Consider the following 17,078-nt stretch of genomic DNA (forward strand, 5'->3'; position numbering starts at 1 on the left):
TTTTAGAGTAGAGTAAGTTATCTATTTCAGTATCATCATTTTATTTGTCTGTATAAATGAACCGGCTTTAAGCTGATAGTAATAAATCCCTGAAGCTAATCCGGATGCATCAAAGTTGACTTCATGTTTTCCTGTTTCTTTGTATCCATCAACCAGCGTTGCTACTTCATTTCCTAATACATCAAAAATTTTTAACGTCACGTGTAGAGACGGGGCATGCCCCGTCTCTACGGATGGAAGTGTAAATTGAATTTTTGTAGTCGGGTTAAATGGATTCGGGTAATTCTGTTCAAGTTTAAATTCGTTTATTGTATTTGATTCATCTTCAACATCGCTTACGGTCAGAACAAATTCATAAAACGCAATATTAAATCCGCCGAAATAAAAATTAACACTGAATGTATGTGTCCCCTGCGGCAGCCAGATATCCGGGACAACTAAAGTACTCCAGTTCTGCCAGCCACCTGTTACAGGCAGTGACAGTGGGTTTGTTATATTATTTCCATCCATACGCAACAGCATGTTTCCGCCTGATTGGTTTGCGGCATATTCAATATTTATATCATATAATCCTGACTGCTGAACATCAATGGTATAGTTTACATATTCACCGGTCTGTATGAATGCAATATTAAAACCGTTAGAGAACGGATGACTTGACGCTTCTATATCAACACCGTCATTGCGGTACGACCATCCGCTGTTATAAGCTGGTCCCCCGTTACCCTGTATATTATGATAATCAACATCACTATATGCCGAATTGTTTCTACCCATATCATAATCAACCGCGTTGATTATACCCGGAACTATATTATCGGCAAATTTTAGATTAGCACTTGAATGAGGCAGGCGGAAAATTGCATCAATGACATCCTTCTGATATACACACTGGCTTATATGTAGTTTTTGCGCCTGAGTATTTAACGCATTAACAGAAAATTGGAGAGTTGGCTGAGAAACCTGTCCGTTCCAGTATCGAAGTAAATAATTATAGTCGTTTGTTTTTATTGCTGAAAGCGGATCGGCAATAGAACCAATCTTTTTATGCGGCCACCACGCCCACCCGATGTTGTTTGCTTCCATAAGACTTATACAGTCACTGAACCATTGATTTGAATTTTCACCCGACTCGCCAAGCCACAATGGAACATTATGTGTATTTCTGATATTCAATAAATACCCAATCGCACTTGGAGAATTTTCATTCCAGTATTTGTGAAAACTGTAAACCATGTTATTGTCCCAGGGCGGCGTAAGTCCGCTGAAATCAGTTGCGAACCAGTTGCCTTCGATAAACACAATATGATTTGTATCTACTTCACGGATTGCTGTTGTGATATCAATGAATAATTGTCTGAGAGGAACATTATTCGTTCCAAGGTCCCATGCTGTTTCATTTATAAGATCATAACCGCCGATCCATTCTTTGTTCACGTAACGTTCGGCGAGTTTTTTCCATAAAGCGATTGTCCGTTGTTTGTTTAAATCACTTTCCCATAGTGATGGATATGCAGGATCGTAATCACTTATGTTCTCTGCATTCTGTCCTCCGGGGGCACAATGTAAATCAAGAATAAGATAAAGTTGATTAGCTTCGCACCAACTTAATAATGAATCAATCTGCGCGAACCCTTCTTCGATGTAAACATACGGTTGATTGCGTTCGGTAAGCAGATCATAATGCATAGGCAGTCTTATTGAATTGAATCCCCATTCTTTAATGCGGTTAATATCAAGACGGTTAACATAGTTTGCGTAGTATAGATCCCAGAAAGTTTCTGCATTAGCTTCACCAATTAATGCTTTGATTTTATTTCTTATCTGCGTAGGTGAATTTGCAAATCCGCTTGTCTGAAGCATATAGCCTTCAGGTACAAGCCATCCGCCAAGTCCAATTCCGCGGAGAAGAATTTCATCGCCATTACCTTTAACAATTTTTTTGCCTGAGGCTTTAAGAAAACCCTGCGGGTAAGATGACCCGGTGAAAGCAAGAATCAGAGTGAAAATGAGAATAGCAAAAACTAAAAACTTTATTGAAACGTTGTAACCAGATTTCATTCGTAACTCGTTATTAATAATTAATTCTGCCGGAAGGCTGCAAAAATCAATCCGGTTTGGTGTGTTAATTTTTAACGCTTAATCACAGATTCGAGAATAATATCAGGATTATCTTTTTCAATTTTAATAATCAGGTGTTATTAAAATGATAAATGTGAGAAGCCGCTAAATGATCTTCACTTTTTTAGATAGTCAAGCCTGAACTTCATTAAAAGAATGTAAAGTGAAAGCAGAAGTGTAATCGAATTTGCGGCAATGATTGGAGGGGAAAGCAGAATTAACCCGTATATCAGCCAGCTTAACACACCGAGCGTCATTAATAAAAACATTCCGATAGAGATATCAGAAGTCTTTCTGGTTTTGAAAACTTTAAAAGCCTGCGGAACAAAAGATGCGGTTGTACAGAAGGCAGCCAGATAGCCGAAGATAAAATCGGAACTCATTAAAAATCCTTAATAAAAAATTGAGTAAAAATAAGAAGAAACTATTTAACAAGAATAGATTTATTTGCTCGATGAAATCAAAATCCGTAATTTTGCCCCGCACCCATAGCTCAGTTGGTAGAGCATCTGACTCTTAATCAGCAGGTCGCCGGTTCGAGCCCGGCTGGGTGCACGAAATGCTTTAACTATTTAAGGTTTTGTCTAGCCCGGTCCTTTGATTCCGATTAAAAAATTATAAGACATAAAAGAAAATTTGCCTACGTGCTCTCTAGGGTATTTGTTTAATTCAGGAGTTACATTAAATTCAAAGAAGCATTTGTTTAGCATCAACTTTAAACCTGCTTTAACTGTCACGGAAAATAACAATTCATCCATATACCATGGTGAGCGTTGAATGTTTTCTACACTTCCTTTTCCAATAAAATAAATATTATTCTCACCTATCGTATATCTAATATCAAATCCTAACAATGGAATTATTTTTAATTTTTCATTTAATGGAAATGAATATTGGAATACAAAAGGAACTCCTAAAATTAAATCGAAAATATCGTAACCCGAATAAACCATTTTACCATTAATATCGTGACCTTCTGGAATATTGATTGTAGCATTCTTTACTCGTAGTTCAATGCCCGAATAAGAACTTAATTCGTCCCCAGACATCAGATAAATTTCAAGCCCGAGTATTAACCCTAATCTGGATTCATATACGATCGGATAAATATTTAAGGTTTGTTCAGTTAATTTTGTATCAAAGAAAGTTCCGGCTTTGAATGATACTTGGGCAAGACTTAAATCTGAAAAGAAAAGTAAAATTACAATTACAATTACAATTACGATAACGATAACAGCACAATTCTTTTTCATATAACCCCATTATTAAAAATTCTTCAGTAAATATAGTAGTTTGTTTGCTCAATATATTTCGGGAAGAAATAAATCTTATTACTATATTATTTTCTTAGAACTCTTTTCCGCTAATTCCCGCCATTATATTAAATGACATAAATGAATATTGACCCACATGCTCAATTGGATACTCTGAAATTTCCGGGGTTACATTAAACTCAAGAAAGAACCTGCTATATGTAAGCTTTACCCCGGCTCTACCAGACGCGGATAATATCGCATCATCCATATAGTATGGTAAATACTCAATGTTCTCTATACTTCCCCCTCGACTAAAATGTATCATATCCTGATTCCAGGTAAATCTGAAATCAAATCCTAATAACGGAATAATTTTAATTTTTTCTGCTAACGGGAAAGCATATTCAAATACAAATGGAATGCCTAGCATATAGTCATACACATCGTAACCCGAATACACCATTTTACCATTAATGTCGTGACCTTCAGGCATACCAAATGTTGTACTTCGAATACGTAGCTCGACTCCGGAATACATACTAAAATCTTTTTGAGAAATGAAAAAAACATCCAACCCTAAAATCAGACCCAGATTAAATTCATACTTGATTGGATAAACTTTTGCAATAGTCTGTTCAGTTAATTTTGTATCAAAGAAAGTTCCGGCTTTGAATGATATTTGGGCAAGACTTAAATCTGAAAAGAAAAGTAAAATTACAATTACGATAACAGCACAATTCTTTTTCATATAACCCCATTCTTAAAATTCTTCAGTAAATATAGTAGTTTATTTGCTCAATATATTTCGGAAAGAAATAAATCTTATTGTCATTCAGATTTTTTTAAGAATCCATCAGGGAGAGGATCTGAAATGAATTCAGGTGACAATAATTGAAATTGCGACACCAATTATACTTTTCCTGCTATGATTTTACCCGCTTCTAAATTATTTTGAACTTCAAATCACGAATATTTATTCAATAAAAATGCCTTTATTCAGCTTACTTATTCCTGTTTACAACAGGGGAAAATTAATTACCGAAACTATCGACTCCGTGTTGAACCAATCTTTTAAAGATTTTGAAATCATTGTTGTTGATGACGGATCAAGTGATGATTCTCTTGAAGTGCTTAAAGGTTACGGCGATAAAATAATTCTGCTTCAGCAAAATAATTCGGGTCCTGAGGTTGCACGCAATCTTGCTGCAGCAAATGCTAAAGGCGGATATTTTGTTTTTTTAGACAGTGATGACCTTCTGCTTGATTGGACTCTTGAAACTTATGCTAAAATTATTTCAAGGTTTAATCAGCCGGGAATCTTACTCGGTAAACTTTTTGCGTACAGGAATGAAAATGAATTGATGTCATTGAACAAAATCAAAACTCCAATTGAAGTCGTTGTGTATGATGACTATCTGAAGAAAGACAGGAAGAACTGGAGTTCAAGCAGTATAATCGTTGTTAAGAAAAAAGTATTTTTTGATGCGGGAGGATTAAGGAACAGCACTCCGAATACATTTCACATTGATGATCATAATTTTTTAATGCGTACCTGTACTTACGGATCAATGATTCTTGTTGAACACCCTTACACTGTACTTTACCGTTTGCATGAAACCAATTCGATTCACAATCTTCAATTGATCATTAATGGTGTGCAGCGGTTAAAGTCGGCAGAAATAAATGGTGAATATCCGGGCGGCTCTTCTCGTAAGTTTGAAAGAATGGCTTCAATTGGCGGGCCGTTTTACGGCTGGGCTTTGTCTATGTTAAACAACAATCACTACCTGCTTGCTGCGGAACTTTTCTTTTCAGGTTTACCGATGATTATCGCGAACGTAATTCGGAAAATAAAACTAAAGCTAACAGGTGTTAAACAATCAGTTATTATTGAATAATATTTGCTATGTCGGCTAAACTTTCAACTCTTAAAAAATATTTCGGTTATGATTCTTTCAGAGGCGTGCAGGAGAAAGTAATTAACCGGATTGTTGATGAAAAAAAACATTCGCTTGTTTTAATGCCCACCGGAAGCGGAAAATCTTTATGCTACCAGGTTCCCGCATTAATGTTTGAAGGCGGAACAATTGTTATCAGCCCATTAATTGCACTTATGCAGGACCAGGTTGATGCACTCCGCAAAAAAAATATTCCTGCAGCTTTTATCAATTCAACATTATCTGCTGAGGAAAGAGAATCACGGCTAAAAGATTTTTTGAATGATAAACTGAAACTTCTTTATGTAACTCCGGAAAGATTTCGTAAAAAAGATTTTGCAGAACGAATCAGTAAAAAGAAAATTTCCCTTCTCGCTGTTGATGAAGCTCATTGTATCTCTGAATGGGGACATGATTTTCGTCCTGATTACTCACGTATCGGTGAGTTCCGAGATCTGCTTGGTAATCCTTTAACAATTGCTCTAACGGCAACTGCAACTAAGGATGTTCAGAAGGACATCGTTAAAAAACTTCATTTAGCTGAAAGCGAAATTGAGGTTTTTCACCAGGGAATCGACAGACCAAATCTTCGCCTTGAAGTAAGAGATGTATTTGATGAAAAAGAAAAGATGAATGAAATAGTATCAGTACTGAATAATTATAAAGGCGCGGGTATAATTTATTTTTCATTAATACAGACACTCGAAAAATATTCAGAGAAACTCGACGATAAAGGTTTTAAACACCTTGTTTATCACGGTAAACTTTCAGACAAAGAACGAAAACAAAACCAGCGCAAATTTTTAACAAGTGATTCTCTTATTCTCGCAACTAACGCATTTGGGATGGGAATAGATAAACCTGATATTCGTTTCGTCATTCACAATGAAGTGCCGTCTTCAGTTGAATCATATTACCAGGAAATCGGCAGAGCCGGAAGAGATGGAAAAGATTCAATATGTATGCTTCTTTATAACCAGGATGATCTTGCCATTCAAATGGATTTTATAAAATGGTCAAATCCTGATTCAAATTTTTATTCTGCTTTATATGATCTGTTGAAACGTGATATTCAAATGGTGAATGCTTCGGGCATTGATTCTATCCGTGAACAAATGCATTATAAAAACAGGAATGACTTCCGGATAGAAACTGCACTTAATATGATGGACAGGTATGGAGTTACTGAAGGTGCAATTGAAAATAATAATCTTTCAATTATCTCTGATTTACCAGATGAACTTTTAGATGAGGAAAGACTGAAAGCAAAACTACTAAGCGATAATAAAAAACTTTACTCAATGGTTCAGTATTTTAAACAGCAGGAATGCAGAAGAAGATTTATTTCAGGCTATTTTGGTTTTAATTCTGATAAGTGTGGTAACTGTGATAACTGCAGTGATGTTGAAAATGTGAATTAATAAAACCGGGTAAAAATTATAAAAGGTAATGTTATGAAGAAAATATATTTACTCATTGTCACTTCGATCCTGTTCCTTTCATGTAATGAAGATGATATTGAAGAATTATTTGACAGCACAATAACCGCTAAAGAACCAATCAGTGAAGTGATCACAGCAGCCCGCACTACTTTTGCCGCGGATGCAAGACTATCGGCTATATATGGAAAAGGTGTTGACATAAATGGTGAGATTGATCTGCGCAATACAGTTTCGCTGAATGCATTCGTTTACATTGTTCAATCCAGCATAAACCAGTCAAATGAATTTTATGTCCCGGTATTTGGTGCTGGACCAGTTAAGTCCCCGATAAACTTCATTACAATACTTTCATTTATAAGTGACACTACTGCAAAAAATATTGTTAGTGCCGCACTCGGCACATTAGCTTCTGTCAGCATTGATGATTCTGTAGATTATATGGACAGTCCTGCGGTGATTGATACGGCAATGCAATACGGCGGGTCAGTTTTTATGGATCAACATTCGGATACCAAGATTGATTTGCTTTTACTGCCGAGTAAATCCATCGACACAACAAGTATCAGTAATTCAGCTGACTGGATTGTCAATTTCCATTCATCCTCAGGTTCTTTGGTTCTATGGCTGAATACTCAAACCGGAAATGTTATTAAGCTGTCGCAATAAAAAATCAGGCTGAATAACTGACTTAAAATTAGCCCGCAATTATGTTTTGACATTTCTTAGACGATTTTGTGACAAGTAATCTTACTCAACAGATTATGTTCCAGCCAGCAATTTCTGATTCACTTTTTAAAGGAGGTATAACATGAACAGATTTAAATTGCAGGCAAATTTTTATTTACAGATCTGCCTTGTTTTGTTACTTTTTGCATTTTTTTCAACTGTTTCTGCCCAGGTTTCAAAAAGTGTTTCTGCCAAACCAGATAACCGGGCAATTAAATCTGCGAGCATTGCACAAAACTTCAATAACCTAAAACTTGCTGAAACCGCAGTTCTTTTTTCTGCCGATGAAAGGATTCAGGAAGCATCATCACTTCTTTTTGAAAGGCTTAGTACAGAAACAAGCCCGGAGCTTAAAGCGTTGATCGCATTTGCCCTTTACAATATTGGTGATGAGCAAGGACGAATCGCTGTAAGTAAAATGGCGGAAAATGATGAGAGTGAATATTTAAGGCGCATCTGCTTGGCAATTCTAAGTAAGTAATTTCAACATCACGCCTCTTTCTCAAGGGGTGTGATTTAATATTTAAGACTTCCCTTTCTTGCATGACAATTTTTTACAATCTGTTACCTTAGAATGACACTCATTGCAACACTATCCTGTAGATTTACATCAGAGCTTTTAACTAAGCTTACAACAAATTAACGGAGACTAAAATGAAAAACAGATTATTGACTACCGCAAAAAGAAACCTGGTTTTATTAACCGGAGTATTAATGCTTGCACTAAGCGTTAATCTTACAGCTCAAGGTGATAAAGTTGTTAAAAAAGAGATAAGTGAAAACATGCTAAAGAACCTTGAAGTTGCTATCAACTCTGAAAATGAAGGACTTAGACGAAGTGCCGTTTACCTTGCAGGAAAGTATAAAGTTGCCGAAGTAGTTGATGACCTTACAGAAATATTATCAACCGAAAAAGATCCGAATAACAGGGTGTTGATAGCACTTGCATTAAATGAAATAGGAAGTGAAGAAGCTCTTAAAGCTCTAAAAAAACTTTCCGTAAATGATGAAGATGTTTATGTAAGACGAATGAGTTTAGCCATAGTTAACAAATAAAAGATTTTCCTTTCCTCCTTATAGTTAGACAGCGTAAGACCTGACACCCTGAAGCGAAGCAGGGTGTTTGGGTTTTAAAGCCCTTCTGTCAGATACTTTTTAAAAAATGAAATTATTTCACGGTTATATATCTGACCACCTATAGCAGAAACATCATTATGACCAGCTTGCTCAATTGGGTACCAGATTTTGACAGGTGACCGTAAGTTCTCATAAATCTGCTTTCCATATTCAGGTTTGATATGACTATCATTTAAACCATGTACAATCATTGTTGGTTGAGTGATTTTAGAAGCAGAAAGAAGCGGCTGTACACTATCTGCAGAAAAATGAGCAATAACTTCAGCTTTATTTAATGAATTATCTGGAATAGAATTAATACTCAAAACAATGACTCTGGAAAAATAATCTCTGACAATTTCGCGAAGCGATCCGAATGGGCTTTGAGCAATTCCACAAACAATTCTATGATCTTCTGACATTGCCTGAATTGCGACGGCAGCACCGAGTGAAGTTCCGAAAACTGCGAATGGACCCGATCCACTAAAAAGAACTATTGCTGAATCTATATAAGCTGAGAGATCTTTTTTCTCGTAGTAACCAAACGTGCAGTTCAATCCCCCGCTTTCTCCATTTGCTCTTGAATCATAAACAACACAATTAAATCCTTGTTCAACTAACATTTTTGATGTGCGAAGCATTACGGATTTTGAGTTTCCGATTCCATGAAGTAAAAATATTGTACCGGTAGCTGGTTGGATTTGCGAATGGATAAACCAACCCTTAAGCTTTAATGTATCTTCAACTGTGATATCAAATTGTTCATATTTAAGATTAAGGTCAGATGGTAGTACAACTCCGTCATTAAATTTTCTGATGTCATCGGCTGTAACTCTTGACGGTCGAATAATAGAGTATGGCAACACATTCTCAACAGCATAATCAATTATAAAATATATTGCGATCGAGATAATGATTAATGCAATCGAAAATATTTTAATAAACTTCTTCAAGGAATTCAGGATTTAAAAAAGAATGTATAAACTAAGTATAAGACAACAACACTTACTATTAATCCCAAAACAACGAATAAGAGTTTATATTTTTCTTTGATTTTTTCGCCGGGAAATCTGCCAATGGTTATGACTCTTAAAAACAATACTCCTATTGTAAAGAAGATTGGATCAAGTATTTCATCGATTATTATATGAATCAGCATTAGTTTAGAATGATAATTGAATTAGTGATTATTTTTTTTCAACCTGAATGATCTAAAAAATCTTTCAGCATTTTTCTTTCCTGCTGAATCATCCGGAACAGAGGCAATGAACATCAAAATTTTTTTATCAACAACGTAGTAATTAACAAGAGCGTTCATCCCGTTTATTTCGGTTTGAATTTGTTTACCGGCACTCCCATCTACCGATACAATTGATTCTATTTTTAGTGAATCGGTATTAACCGTGATCCATCCGAGAATATCCTGCAAGATACTGTCTGCTTTTTCATTAATATCTGACAAAGTTTCATACTTGATCGCAATGAACACACTTTTTTCCGCAATATCTAAACACATACCGGATTCTATTTTTACATCAGGATCAACGACTGGAAACGGAATTGGAAATGGAGTCCCCGGCATCTCAATTTCAAACTCTCCTGTTGAAGGAGAATAAATCTGCCAGAGCAGTTCCATACTTTCAACAGAATATTTATCGCTTACTTCTGTGTTGCTGCTGAATACAGGTCTCAACTTAAATCCATCTTCGGCTAATAAAGAAATTACTCCTCTCTCGCCGGAAAGATGTCCCGCCCCGATTGCAATAAACACAGTTTGGCGCTTAACCAGATTATTGATCTCTTCAGCCATTTTAATATTCCGGTCGTATAAAATCACATTTGCGAGTTCGGGAAAATCTTCATCCCACCCGGTCATCATTTCGTTTATGAGTTTTAAATCATTTCTACTGTAAGCAATAATAAGCTCTTCAATGTCTGTTGATTCATCATTAATTATTTTTAATAACGACTCTCTAATTATTTCTTCTGTCATTGAGTTTAATACATTAAGCTGATCCTCAAGTGTTTCAACTGATGTAATTTTCAGTTTGTTGTATTTGGCAATTCTGTATAGGTATTCATCTAACGTGAAATCAAAATCTTCGTTTAGTTCCCCGTCCTCTAATGCAATGGTTATTATTCTGGGATCTTTGATAGGAATTTCATTCAGAGGCAGCCCCAGAATTTTCTCGGATTTTTTATTCAGCTTTTCATATTCTTCTTTTGTTAATAATTCCTCTAAGCTTTTACCTGTATATTTTATTTCTGCCAAATAATTCATAACCTGTAAATAGACCGAGTCCATATTCAACTCGCCTGCAAATGCATCGCAGTTTTCGATTGCAATTACAACTGAATCATGCAGCTCAAACACTCTTTTATCCTGAACGTGAATTGTACCGTACAGGTAGGATGGTTTCGTTAAACCATTATCTGAAATTTCCCACAAAAGACTTTCATCATAGTTCTGTGGAAAAAGGTTTATTGAAATGAATAAAAATATTATACCAGGCAGGACAGATTTTGTATGTATGTTTTTCATGTGAATATTTTGATGTGACTAAATTGAATTACCCTATTTTGTTTTAGCTCTGCAGCAAAATTAGAAAATATAATTCTCAAATACCCGTTAAGAATTCCGAAAATATCTCCACCCCCATCTTATTCTTTTTCTTAATCTTACTCTTTTATCATTTCAATACTTCCCTCTTCAGGAAATTTAAAATAATATTGAACTCTGTTTTTGTTTGTAAGCGTAACATCTCTGAGCCACGGGTTATACATTTTTAATATTTTATAATTGTACCCGTTGTTAATCGCGAACAAAGCAAGATCATTTATCGATGAATCAACAAGCATATCTTTGGTTTGTAAAGGCGGATATAAATCTTCATCCTTCAGTTCATAACCATATCGTTTGGGATTTGTAAGTATCAACTTCACAGATAATATCCTTGCCATATACCGCGATGTTTCTTCACCAAGAACAAGATTGTAATAATTTTTTGTGCGCTGCCGTTCAAGCTGTTTGGCAACTCCGTCAATGCCCATATTGTATGAAGCAGCAGCCACTGTCCAGCTTCCGAAAAGATCATAAGCTTTCTGCAAATACCTGCACGCAGCTTCAGTTGATTTTTCAACGTGATATCTTTCATCCACTTCCTTGTTCACGGTAAGACCGTATTCCTTTGCTGTCTTTTCAAGGAACTGCCAGAAACCTGTTGCACCTGCTGGTGAGATAACATTTGCAAGTCCGCTTTCAATCAATGCGACATATTTAAAATCATCCGGAATATTATTTCTTATTAATATCGGCTCGATTACCGGGAACCACCTGTTCGCTCTTTTAATTGATAAGAGTGTGAATGAATGCCAGTAAGTGTTCACCAAAAGTTCGCGGTCGAGTCTTTCTTTAACTTCATAATTATTCAGCGGAACATTCTCTCCTGCAAATTCCATTTGCGCAGGCATATATGGAGAGATAATTTTATATCCCTGCGGAAAATCATCATTGACTTTTCCATCAGCCTTAACTCCGTTTACAAAAACAAAAGTGTTAAGAAGATAATACAAACCGCCTGCTAAAATAAACCCGGTGAGTATGTAATAATATTTGTGTCTGTTACCTATTGTCATGCTAACCTTCAAAAATTTTTTAATATTCTGATAGGAAATTTTGATTTTGTTCACGTCTAAATATAACACAAGTGAGTAATGAATTCACATCACAACAAAATGACTTTGAAAAATTATAAGAAAATTATTTTCGCTCTTGTTCTTTTCCTGAATCAAATACTGATTGCGCAGGAACTTCCCCCTATCAATTTGGATTATTCATCCTATGTATTATCATCCGACGGAAAAGTTCTTGGTTATTACGGCGAGAAAAAACGAGTTGATGCCAGAAGCACGGGTTACGTTTCAAAATATGTTTTGTGGTCATTGATAGCTACAGAAGACCGTGACTTTTATAATCATGATGGTGTTTCAATTAAAGGATTGGTAAGAGGTCTGTGGCAAACGATAACGGGCAACACACAAGGCGGTTCGACTCTTACAATGCAGCTTGCAAGAAATTTATTCTTAACAAATGAAAGAACAATCTCACGTAAGCTAAGCGAGATTGATATTGCATATCAGCTTGAATCGAAATACACAAAAGATGAGTTATTGCTTTTATACCTCAACACAGTGTTCTTCGGACATAATGCTTACGGCATCTGGGCTGCTGCAGAAACTTACTACAGTAAAACTCCCGATCAGTTAAGCATAACAGAAAGTGCCGCGCTTGTGGGTTTGCTTCAATCGCCAAACGGATATGATCCGCTGAAGCGTCCTGATAAAATGTTGAAAAGAAGAAATGAAGTTTTATATAATCTTGTTGAAGTTGAAAAAATATCGGAGCGTGAATTCAACAAACTAAAAAAAGAGCCTTTGAATCTTATAATGAATGAAAACATTGCGGGACATTTTGTTGAATATGTAAGAATCGAAGCATCAAAAATTTTATCTCAGCTTGGATTATCTCTCAACAAAGATGAACTGAAAATTACAACAACACTCAATTATGAATTTCAAAAAGCTGCTGAAGATGCGGTTATATGGCAGTGGAATCAATTCCCCGAAAAAATGAAAAGCGCACAAATCGGATTAGTTTCTGTTGAACCAAATACGGGTGAAATAAAAACGATGATAGGCGGAAATCCAGACAGCGACAGTAAAGGATTCAACCGCGCGACACAAATTCTTCGTCAGCCGGGTTCTGCTTTTAAACCTTTTTTATATGGAGAGATGCTTGAAGATGGTTTTACAATTGAAACGCCACTCATTGATTCACCGCTGGTTGTTGATTCAGGAAAAAGCTATGAATGGCGACCGACTAATTCTGATAATTCTTTTTCTGGAATTAAACTCCCGATGATTACAGCGGTGCAGCATTCTGTTAATCTTTCAGCAGCACACGCAATAACGGAATTAACTTCACCTGATTCCGTGATTGAATTTGCAAACAGGATGGGGATAAAATCATTTTTAAAATCTTTCCCATCACTTGCGCTTGGAACAAGTGAAGTAAACCCGCTTGATATGGCATCATCATTTGCGGTGTTTGCTGCTTATGGAAATTATGTTGAACCGTTCGCGATAAAGAAGATCGAGGATAAGAACGGCAGGATCGTCTATGAAACTAAAAATGAAATTCAGACCGTTACCGATTCCGCCACAGCATATCTTTTAACAACAATGATGGAAACAGTTGTTGACAGCGGAACAGCAACATCAGTAAGAAAATATTATAAGGGAACAGCAGCAGGAAAAACCGGAACAACACAAAACTCAACCGATGCATGGTTTGTGGGTTACAATCCGCATTTATCAACTGCCGTGTGGATAGGTTATGATGATCCGCAAAAAAAACTTTCAGGTGGATTTCAATACGGCGGTTCTGCGTGCGCCCCCGTCTGGGCACGAATGATGAATGACATTTCTAAAAGTGTTCCCGGGTTTTTCGGAGATGTATTTCCAATGCCTTCATCAGTTGATTACAGAATGTTGTGCATTGATTCAGGTGAGCGTGCTGTTGAGGATTGCGTGAATGTCGGTTACTTCCCTGTTAATATTTCACTTCCGGTATTTGAATGTCACATTCACTCAAAAGAGAAAGAGTATTTTGATATTCATTATGCGTGGTGAGGGAGAAAGATTTCACGGAGAACCACGGAGACGAAAAAGTGAACCACAGAGAAATAAAAAATACTTTGACTATAACAGTTTGGCTTTATAGGTTAGTTGTAAGTTTAGTTCATTTTATTTTGGGGATGATTGGGTGTTGGGCAGTTTTTCGGATCAACTTCTCAACTGTTCCTTGGAGTGTAGTTCTTCTTTCACCTAAAGGAGTTTTGATATGCGAATTATGATATTACTTATATGTACATTATTGGTTTGTACATTGATGAACGCTCAAACAATTGATCCAAAAAACTTCTTTCCATCTTCTGTTGGTAACATTTGGCAGTATAGCGGTATATGGGGCGCAACAGAACATCTCTTCAAAGATTCTGTAGATAACGAAGGATTTCGTCATCTGTTTTACACATACGATGGTTTTTTTCCTGACTATGCTACTTACAAACTTGATACGCTGAATCAAGTGGTTTATTATACTCCATTTCAACTGAGCTGGTATTACTATAAACTTAATTGTGATAGTGGAGCTATTTGGATTGTAGATTCACTAGATTTAGGAATTGGAATGACATACAAATTAGCATTGTGTCGGAATCAATATAATGGTCAGATATTTGGTGTAAACACTACCTTTAAAGAAATAACTTTTTACGATTATCAGTCAGACACAATTATTACTCAACAGTCCTGGCCTCGGTACACATTTATACTTGCATACGGAATAGGTGAAATATCGCAGTTTGATGAAGAAGGCGGTGGTCCAGTTAGAGTTTTGCAAGGTTGTATAATTAATGGCGATACATTAGGCATAATAACTTCCATCGATCAAAATCTAACTTCCCTAGATAAATTTATTCTTCACCAAAATTACCCCAACCCATTCAACCCAAATACAACAATCAGTTTCAGTATTCCCGAAACTGATTTTGTGCAATTAAAAGTTTTTGATATGCTTGGTGAGGAAGTTGTAACACTTGTTAATGAATCTAAATCACCAGGAAATTACTCAGTCCATTTTAATGCGGCTGATCTGCCGAGCGGGATTTACATTTATTCATTGAGAGTTAACGGGCAAGTACAAAACCGTAAGATGTTGCTGATTAAGTGATGTAATCACTTAATAAGAAATCCCTGTGGGAATACAGTCAAAATAATTTTCCTGGTGTACTTTGTGAAAAGAAAGTTTTTCAGAATACAACTTCGTGCTCTTTGTGGTTTCTGTTTTTTTTACCACTAAGAGCACAAAGCAGAATGTAATCATCAATGTTTTTCACAAAGAACACAAAGTGAGAATCACTAAATATTTCTTCTCACTCTTCCGCATAAAAATTAATAACCTTCTCTATCGCTGCCTCGCAAACTTTGCAGAAGGGTTTTGTTCCTTTGGAAAACATTATGCAATCAAGCATTGATCTGTACAATCCTTTTGACGCATAACCCGCGCCCTCATAAGCGCCGACTTTTCCATAGAACTTACTCGACTTTAAGTATTTATCAACAACCTCTGAATGTTCGCGGTCTTTTTTATCATACTCTGTGCGAAGTTCCGCAATTACTTTTTCATCCGCGCGGTTTCTCGTAAGTTCTGCAATTTTATTATTGATCGCTCTTCGTTCCGCCTGCCACTCGAGATCCATCTTATCAAAATTAACTTTTTCCCATGGTGTCGGCAGTTCAATGTTTTCCGCTGTCAGATTTTTCCATTTAATATTTTCCGGATCCATCAAACGGGTGATGTTCGGTTCAACAGGTTCAACGCCATCAGGGTAAAATTCATTATACGCCACATCCGATGTGTAATACTCATCTGCTAATCCTGCAAATGAATGCCCGAATTCATGAAGAAATAAATAATCCTGGAACTGATTGTCTGATGTGAAAGTGCAAAACAGGTTATAAATCCCGCCGCCGCCGTAACGGTCGTGATTGACCATTATATAAATAGCATCATAAGGAACATAAGCAGCAAGGTCGCGCATTGTTTTGTTGTCTTCAGTCAGTAAATATCTTTCCGAGCCGAGCGAGTTGAATGTTGTGTTCAGAACAGTGTTCTTAAAAATATTATGCATCGGCAGATCGGTTCCGCTATCAACGGAAGGTTTAAGCACTCCATACACATTAAACTTGTTTTTGTGCCGTGCATATGGCTCAAGTTTGAAAAAAGTATTCGTGAATTTTTCAAGGTCGGATTTAAACTTCGCTTGTTCTGATGAAGTGTATCCGTCACCAAGGATCACAACATCAACTTTGTTTTCAGGATTTCCGCTGAATAAACTTTTTACAACAAGCACAGAAGGATCATTCGTTGTTTCCCTGACTATGTTCATATCATCAGGATCAATTTTAGCTGAATAGATCTCCTTCATTGAATTATCACGCAGCCTGTTTTCAACAACAAACCTGAATTTGTTTTTCGGATGAGGGATTATCGCTGATTCGTGATATGCTTTTTTAATTCCGTTCAGTCCATCATCACCGGTTTTATATTCACCGAAGTAACTATCAAATCCTTTGGAATAAATCAGCGTACCTGATTCTAAATCGTAAATCTTGAAGTAATATCTGCCGTTATTAAAATTGTCAACTAAGTTTTTCTTATTTCTGTTCCATTTATCATAAGTGTAAAACCTGTCAATGGTGATGATCTCTTCATTGTTACTACCGATGTGAAGGTAATCGATGCGGAGAGTTTTATCATGAAAATAATCTTCAAACTTCATAACATCCTTTGGAGTTATTGATAATTGAAAAAATAAAAATGCGAATAAAATATTTTTGAACATCTGATCCTCCTT

The 17,078-nt window shown here is 36.2% G+C and carries 15 protein-coding genes and 1 tRNA gene; 8 read left to right on the forward strand and 8 right to left on the reverse strand.

Annotated features, from left to right (window positions below; all coding sequences use genetic code 11):
* Window positions 1–21: 21 nt before the first annotated feature.
* Window positions 22–2,061 carry a cellulase family glycosylhydrolase gene (locus IPM56_16610; GenBank protein ID QQS35842.1) on the reverse strand — a complete coding sequence of 680 codons (2,040 nt, stop codon included), beginning with the start codon at window positions 2,059–2,061 and terminating at the stop codon, window positions 22–24.
* A 176-nt stretch (window positions 2,062–2,237) separates the two neighbouring features.
* Window positions 2,238–2,504: a SemiSWEET transporter gene (locus IPM56_16615; protein ID QQS35843.1), complete on the reverse strand. Its 267-nt coding sequence runs from the start codon at window positions 2,502–2,504 to the stop codon at window positions 2,238–2,240.
* A 99-nt stretch (window positions 2,505–2,603) separates the two neighbouring features.
* On the opposite strand from IPM56_16615, the gene IPM56_16620 reads away from it, so the two are divergent.
* Window positions 2,604–2,676 (forward strand) — tRNA-Lys (locus IPM56_16620).
* Window positions 2,677–2,705: 29 nt separating this feature from the next.
* Here IPM56_16620 and IPM56_16625 read toward each other — a convergent pair.
* Complete coding sequence (locus IPM56_16625; GenBank protein QQS35844.1) at window positions 2,706–3,374, reverse strand: hypothetical protein; 669 nt, start codon at window positions 3,372–3,374, stop codon at window positions 2,706–2,708.
* Window positions 3,375–3,468: 94 nt separating this feature from the next.
* Complete coding sequence (locus IPM56_16630; protein ID QQS35845.1) at window positions 3,469–4,125, reverse strand: hypothetical protein; 657 nt, start codon at window positions 4,123–4,125, stop codon at window positions 3,469–3,471.
* Between the two features lie 238 nt (window positions 4,126–4,363).
* On the opposite strand from IPM56_16630, the gene IPM56_16635 reads away from it, so the two are divergent.
* The 5 genes from IPM56_16635 (at window position 4,364) to IPM56_16655 (ending at window position 8,538) form a co-directional block, all read left to right on the forward strand.
* The gene (locus IPM56_16635) at window positions 4,364–5,275 is read left to right on the forward strand and encodes a glycosyltransferase family 2 protein (protein QQS35846.1); all 912 of its coding nucleotides are present in this window, start codon (window positions 4,364–4,366) and stop codon (window positions 5,273–5,275) included.
* An 8-nt stretch (window positions 5,276–5,283) separates the two neighbouring features.
* A complete protein-coding gene (locus tag IPM56_16640) occupies window positions 5,284–6,735 on the forward strand; it encodes an ATP-dependent DNA helicase RecQ (GenBank protein ID QQS35847.1) in 1,452 nt (483 codons plus the stop codon).
* 33 nt (window positions 6,736–6,768) lie between these two features.
* Window positions 6,769–7,422: a hypothetical protein gene (locus tag IPM56_16645; GenBank protein QQS35848.1), complete on the forward strand. Its 654-nt coding sequence runs from the start codon at window positions 6,769–6,771 to the stop codon at window positions 7,420–7,422.
* A 142-nt stretch (window positions 7,423–7,564) separates the two neighbouring features.
* Entirely contained in the window at window positions 7,565–7,963 is a 399-nt protein-coding gene (locus IPM56_16650; protein ID QQS35849.1) for a hypothetical protein, read from the forward strand.
* 173 nt (window positions 7,964–8,136) lie between these two features.
* Complete coding sequence (locus tag IPM56_16655) at window positions 8,137–8,538, forward strand: HEAT repeat domain-containing protein (GenBank protein ID QQS35850.1); 402 nt, start codon at window positions 8,137–8,139, stop codon at window positions 8,536–8,538.
* 74 nt (window positions 8,539–8,612) lie between these two features.
* Here the strand turns inward: IPM56_16655 and IPM56_16660 are convergent, their stop codons facing one another.
* The 3 genes from IPM56_16660 to IPM56_16670 form a co-directional block, all read right to left on the reverse strand.
* On the reverse strand, window positions 8,613–9,551 hold the full coding sequence (locus IPM56_16660) for an alpha/beta fold hydrolase (protein QQS35851.1): 939 nt from the start codon (window positions 9,549–9,551) through the stop codon (window positions 8,613–8,615).
* A gap of 227 nt (window positions 9,552–9,778) precedes the next feature.
* Window positions 9,779–11,140: a TraB/GumN family protein gene (locus tag IPM56_16665; protein QQS35852.1), complete on the reverse strand. Its 1,362-nt coding sequence runs from the start codon at window positions 11,138–11,140 to the stop codon at window positions 9,779–9,781.
* A 137-nt stretch (window positions 11,141–11,277) separates the two neighbouring features.
* Entirely contained in the window at window positions 11,278–12,234 is a 957-nt protein-coding gene (locus IPM56_16670) for a lytic transglycosylase domain-containing protein (GenBank protein ID QQS35853.1), read from the reverse strand.
* A gap of 78 nt (window positions 12,235–12,312) precedes the next feature.
* Here IPM56_16670 and IPM56_16675 point away from each other — a divergent pair, with 78 nt between their 5' ends.
* Window positions 12,313–14,289, forward strand: a complete 1,977-nt coding sequence (locus IPM56_16675; protein ID QQS35854.1) for a PBP1A family penicillin-binding protein — start codon at window positions 12,313–12,315, stop codon at window positions 14,287–14,289.
* Window positions 14,290–14,500: 211 nt separating this feature from the next.
* Window positions 14,501–15,391 carry a T9SS type A sorting domain-containing protein gene (locus tag IPM56_16680; GenBank protein QQS35855.1) on the forward strand — a complete coding sequence of 297 codons (891 nt, stop codon included), beginning with the start codon at window positions 14,501–14,503 and terminating at the stop codon, window positions 15,389–15,391.
* Between the two features lie 202 nt (window positions 15,392–15,593).
* On the opposite strand, the gene IPM56_16685 is transcribed toward IPM56_16680, so the two are convergent.
* On the reverse strand, window positions 15,594–17,066 hold the full coding sequence (locus tag IPM56_16685) for a peptidase M64 (protein ID QQS35856.1): 1,473 nt from the start codon (window positions 17,064–17,066) through the stop codon (window positions 15,594–15,596).
* Window positions 17,067–17,078: the final 12 nt, after the last annotated feature.

The organism is Ignavibacteriales bacterium, from assembly GCA_016700155.1.
GTDB lineage: Bacteria > Bacteroidota > Ignavibacteria > Ignavibacteriales > Ignavibacteriaceae.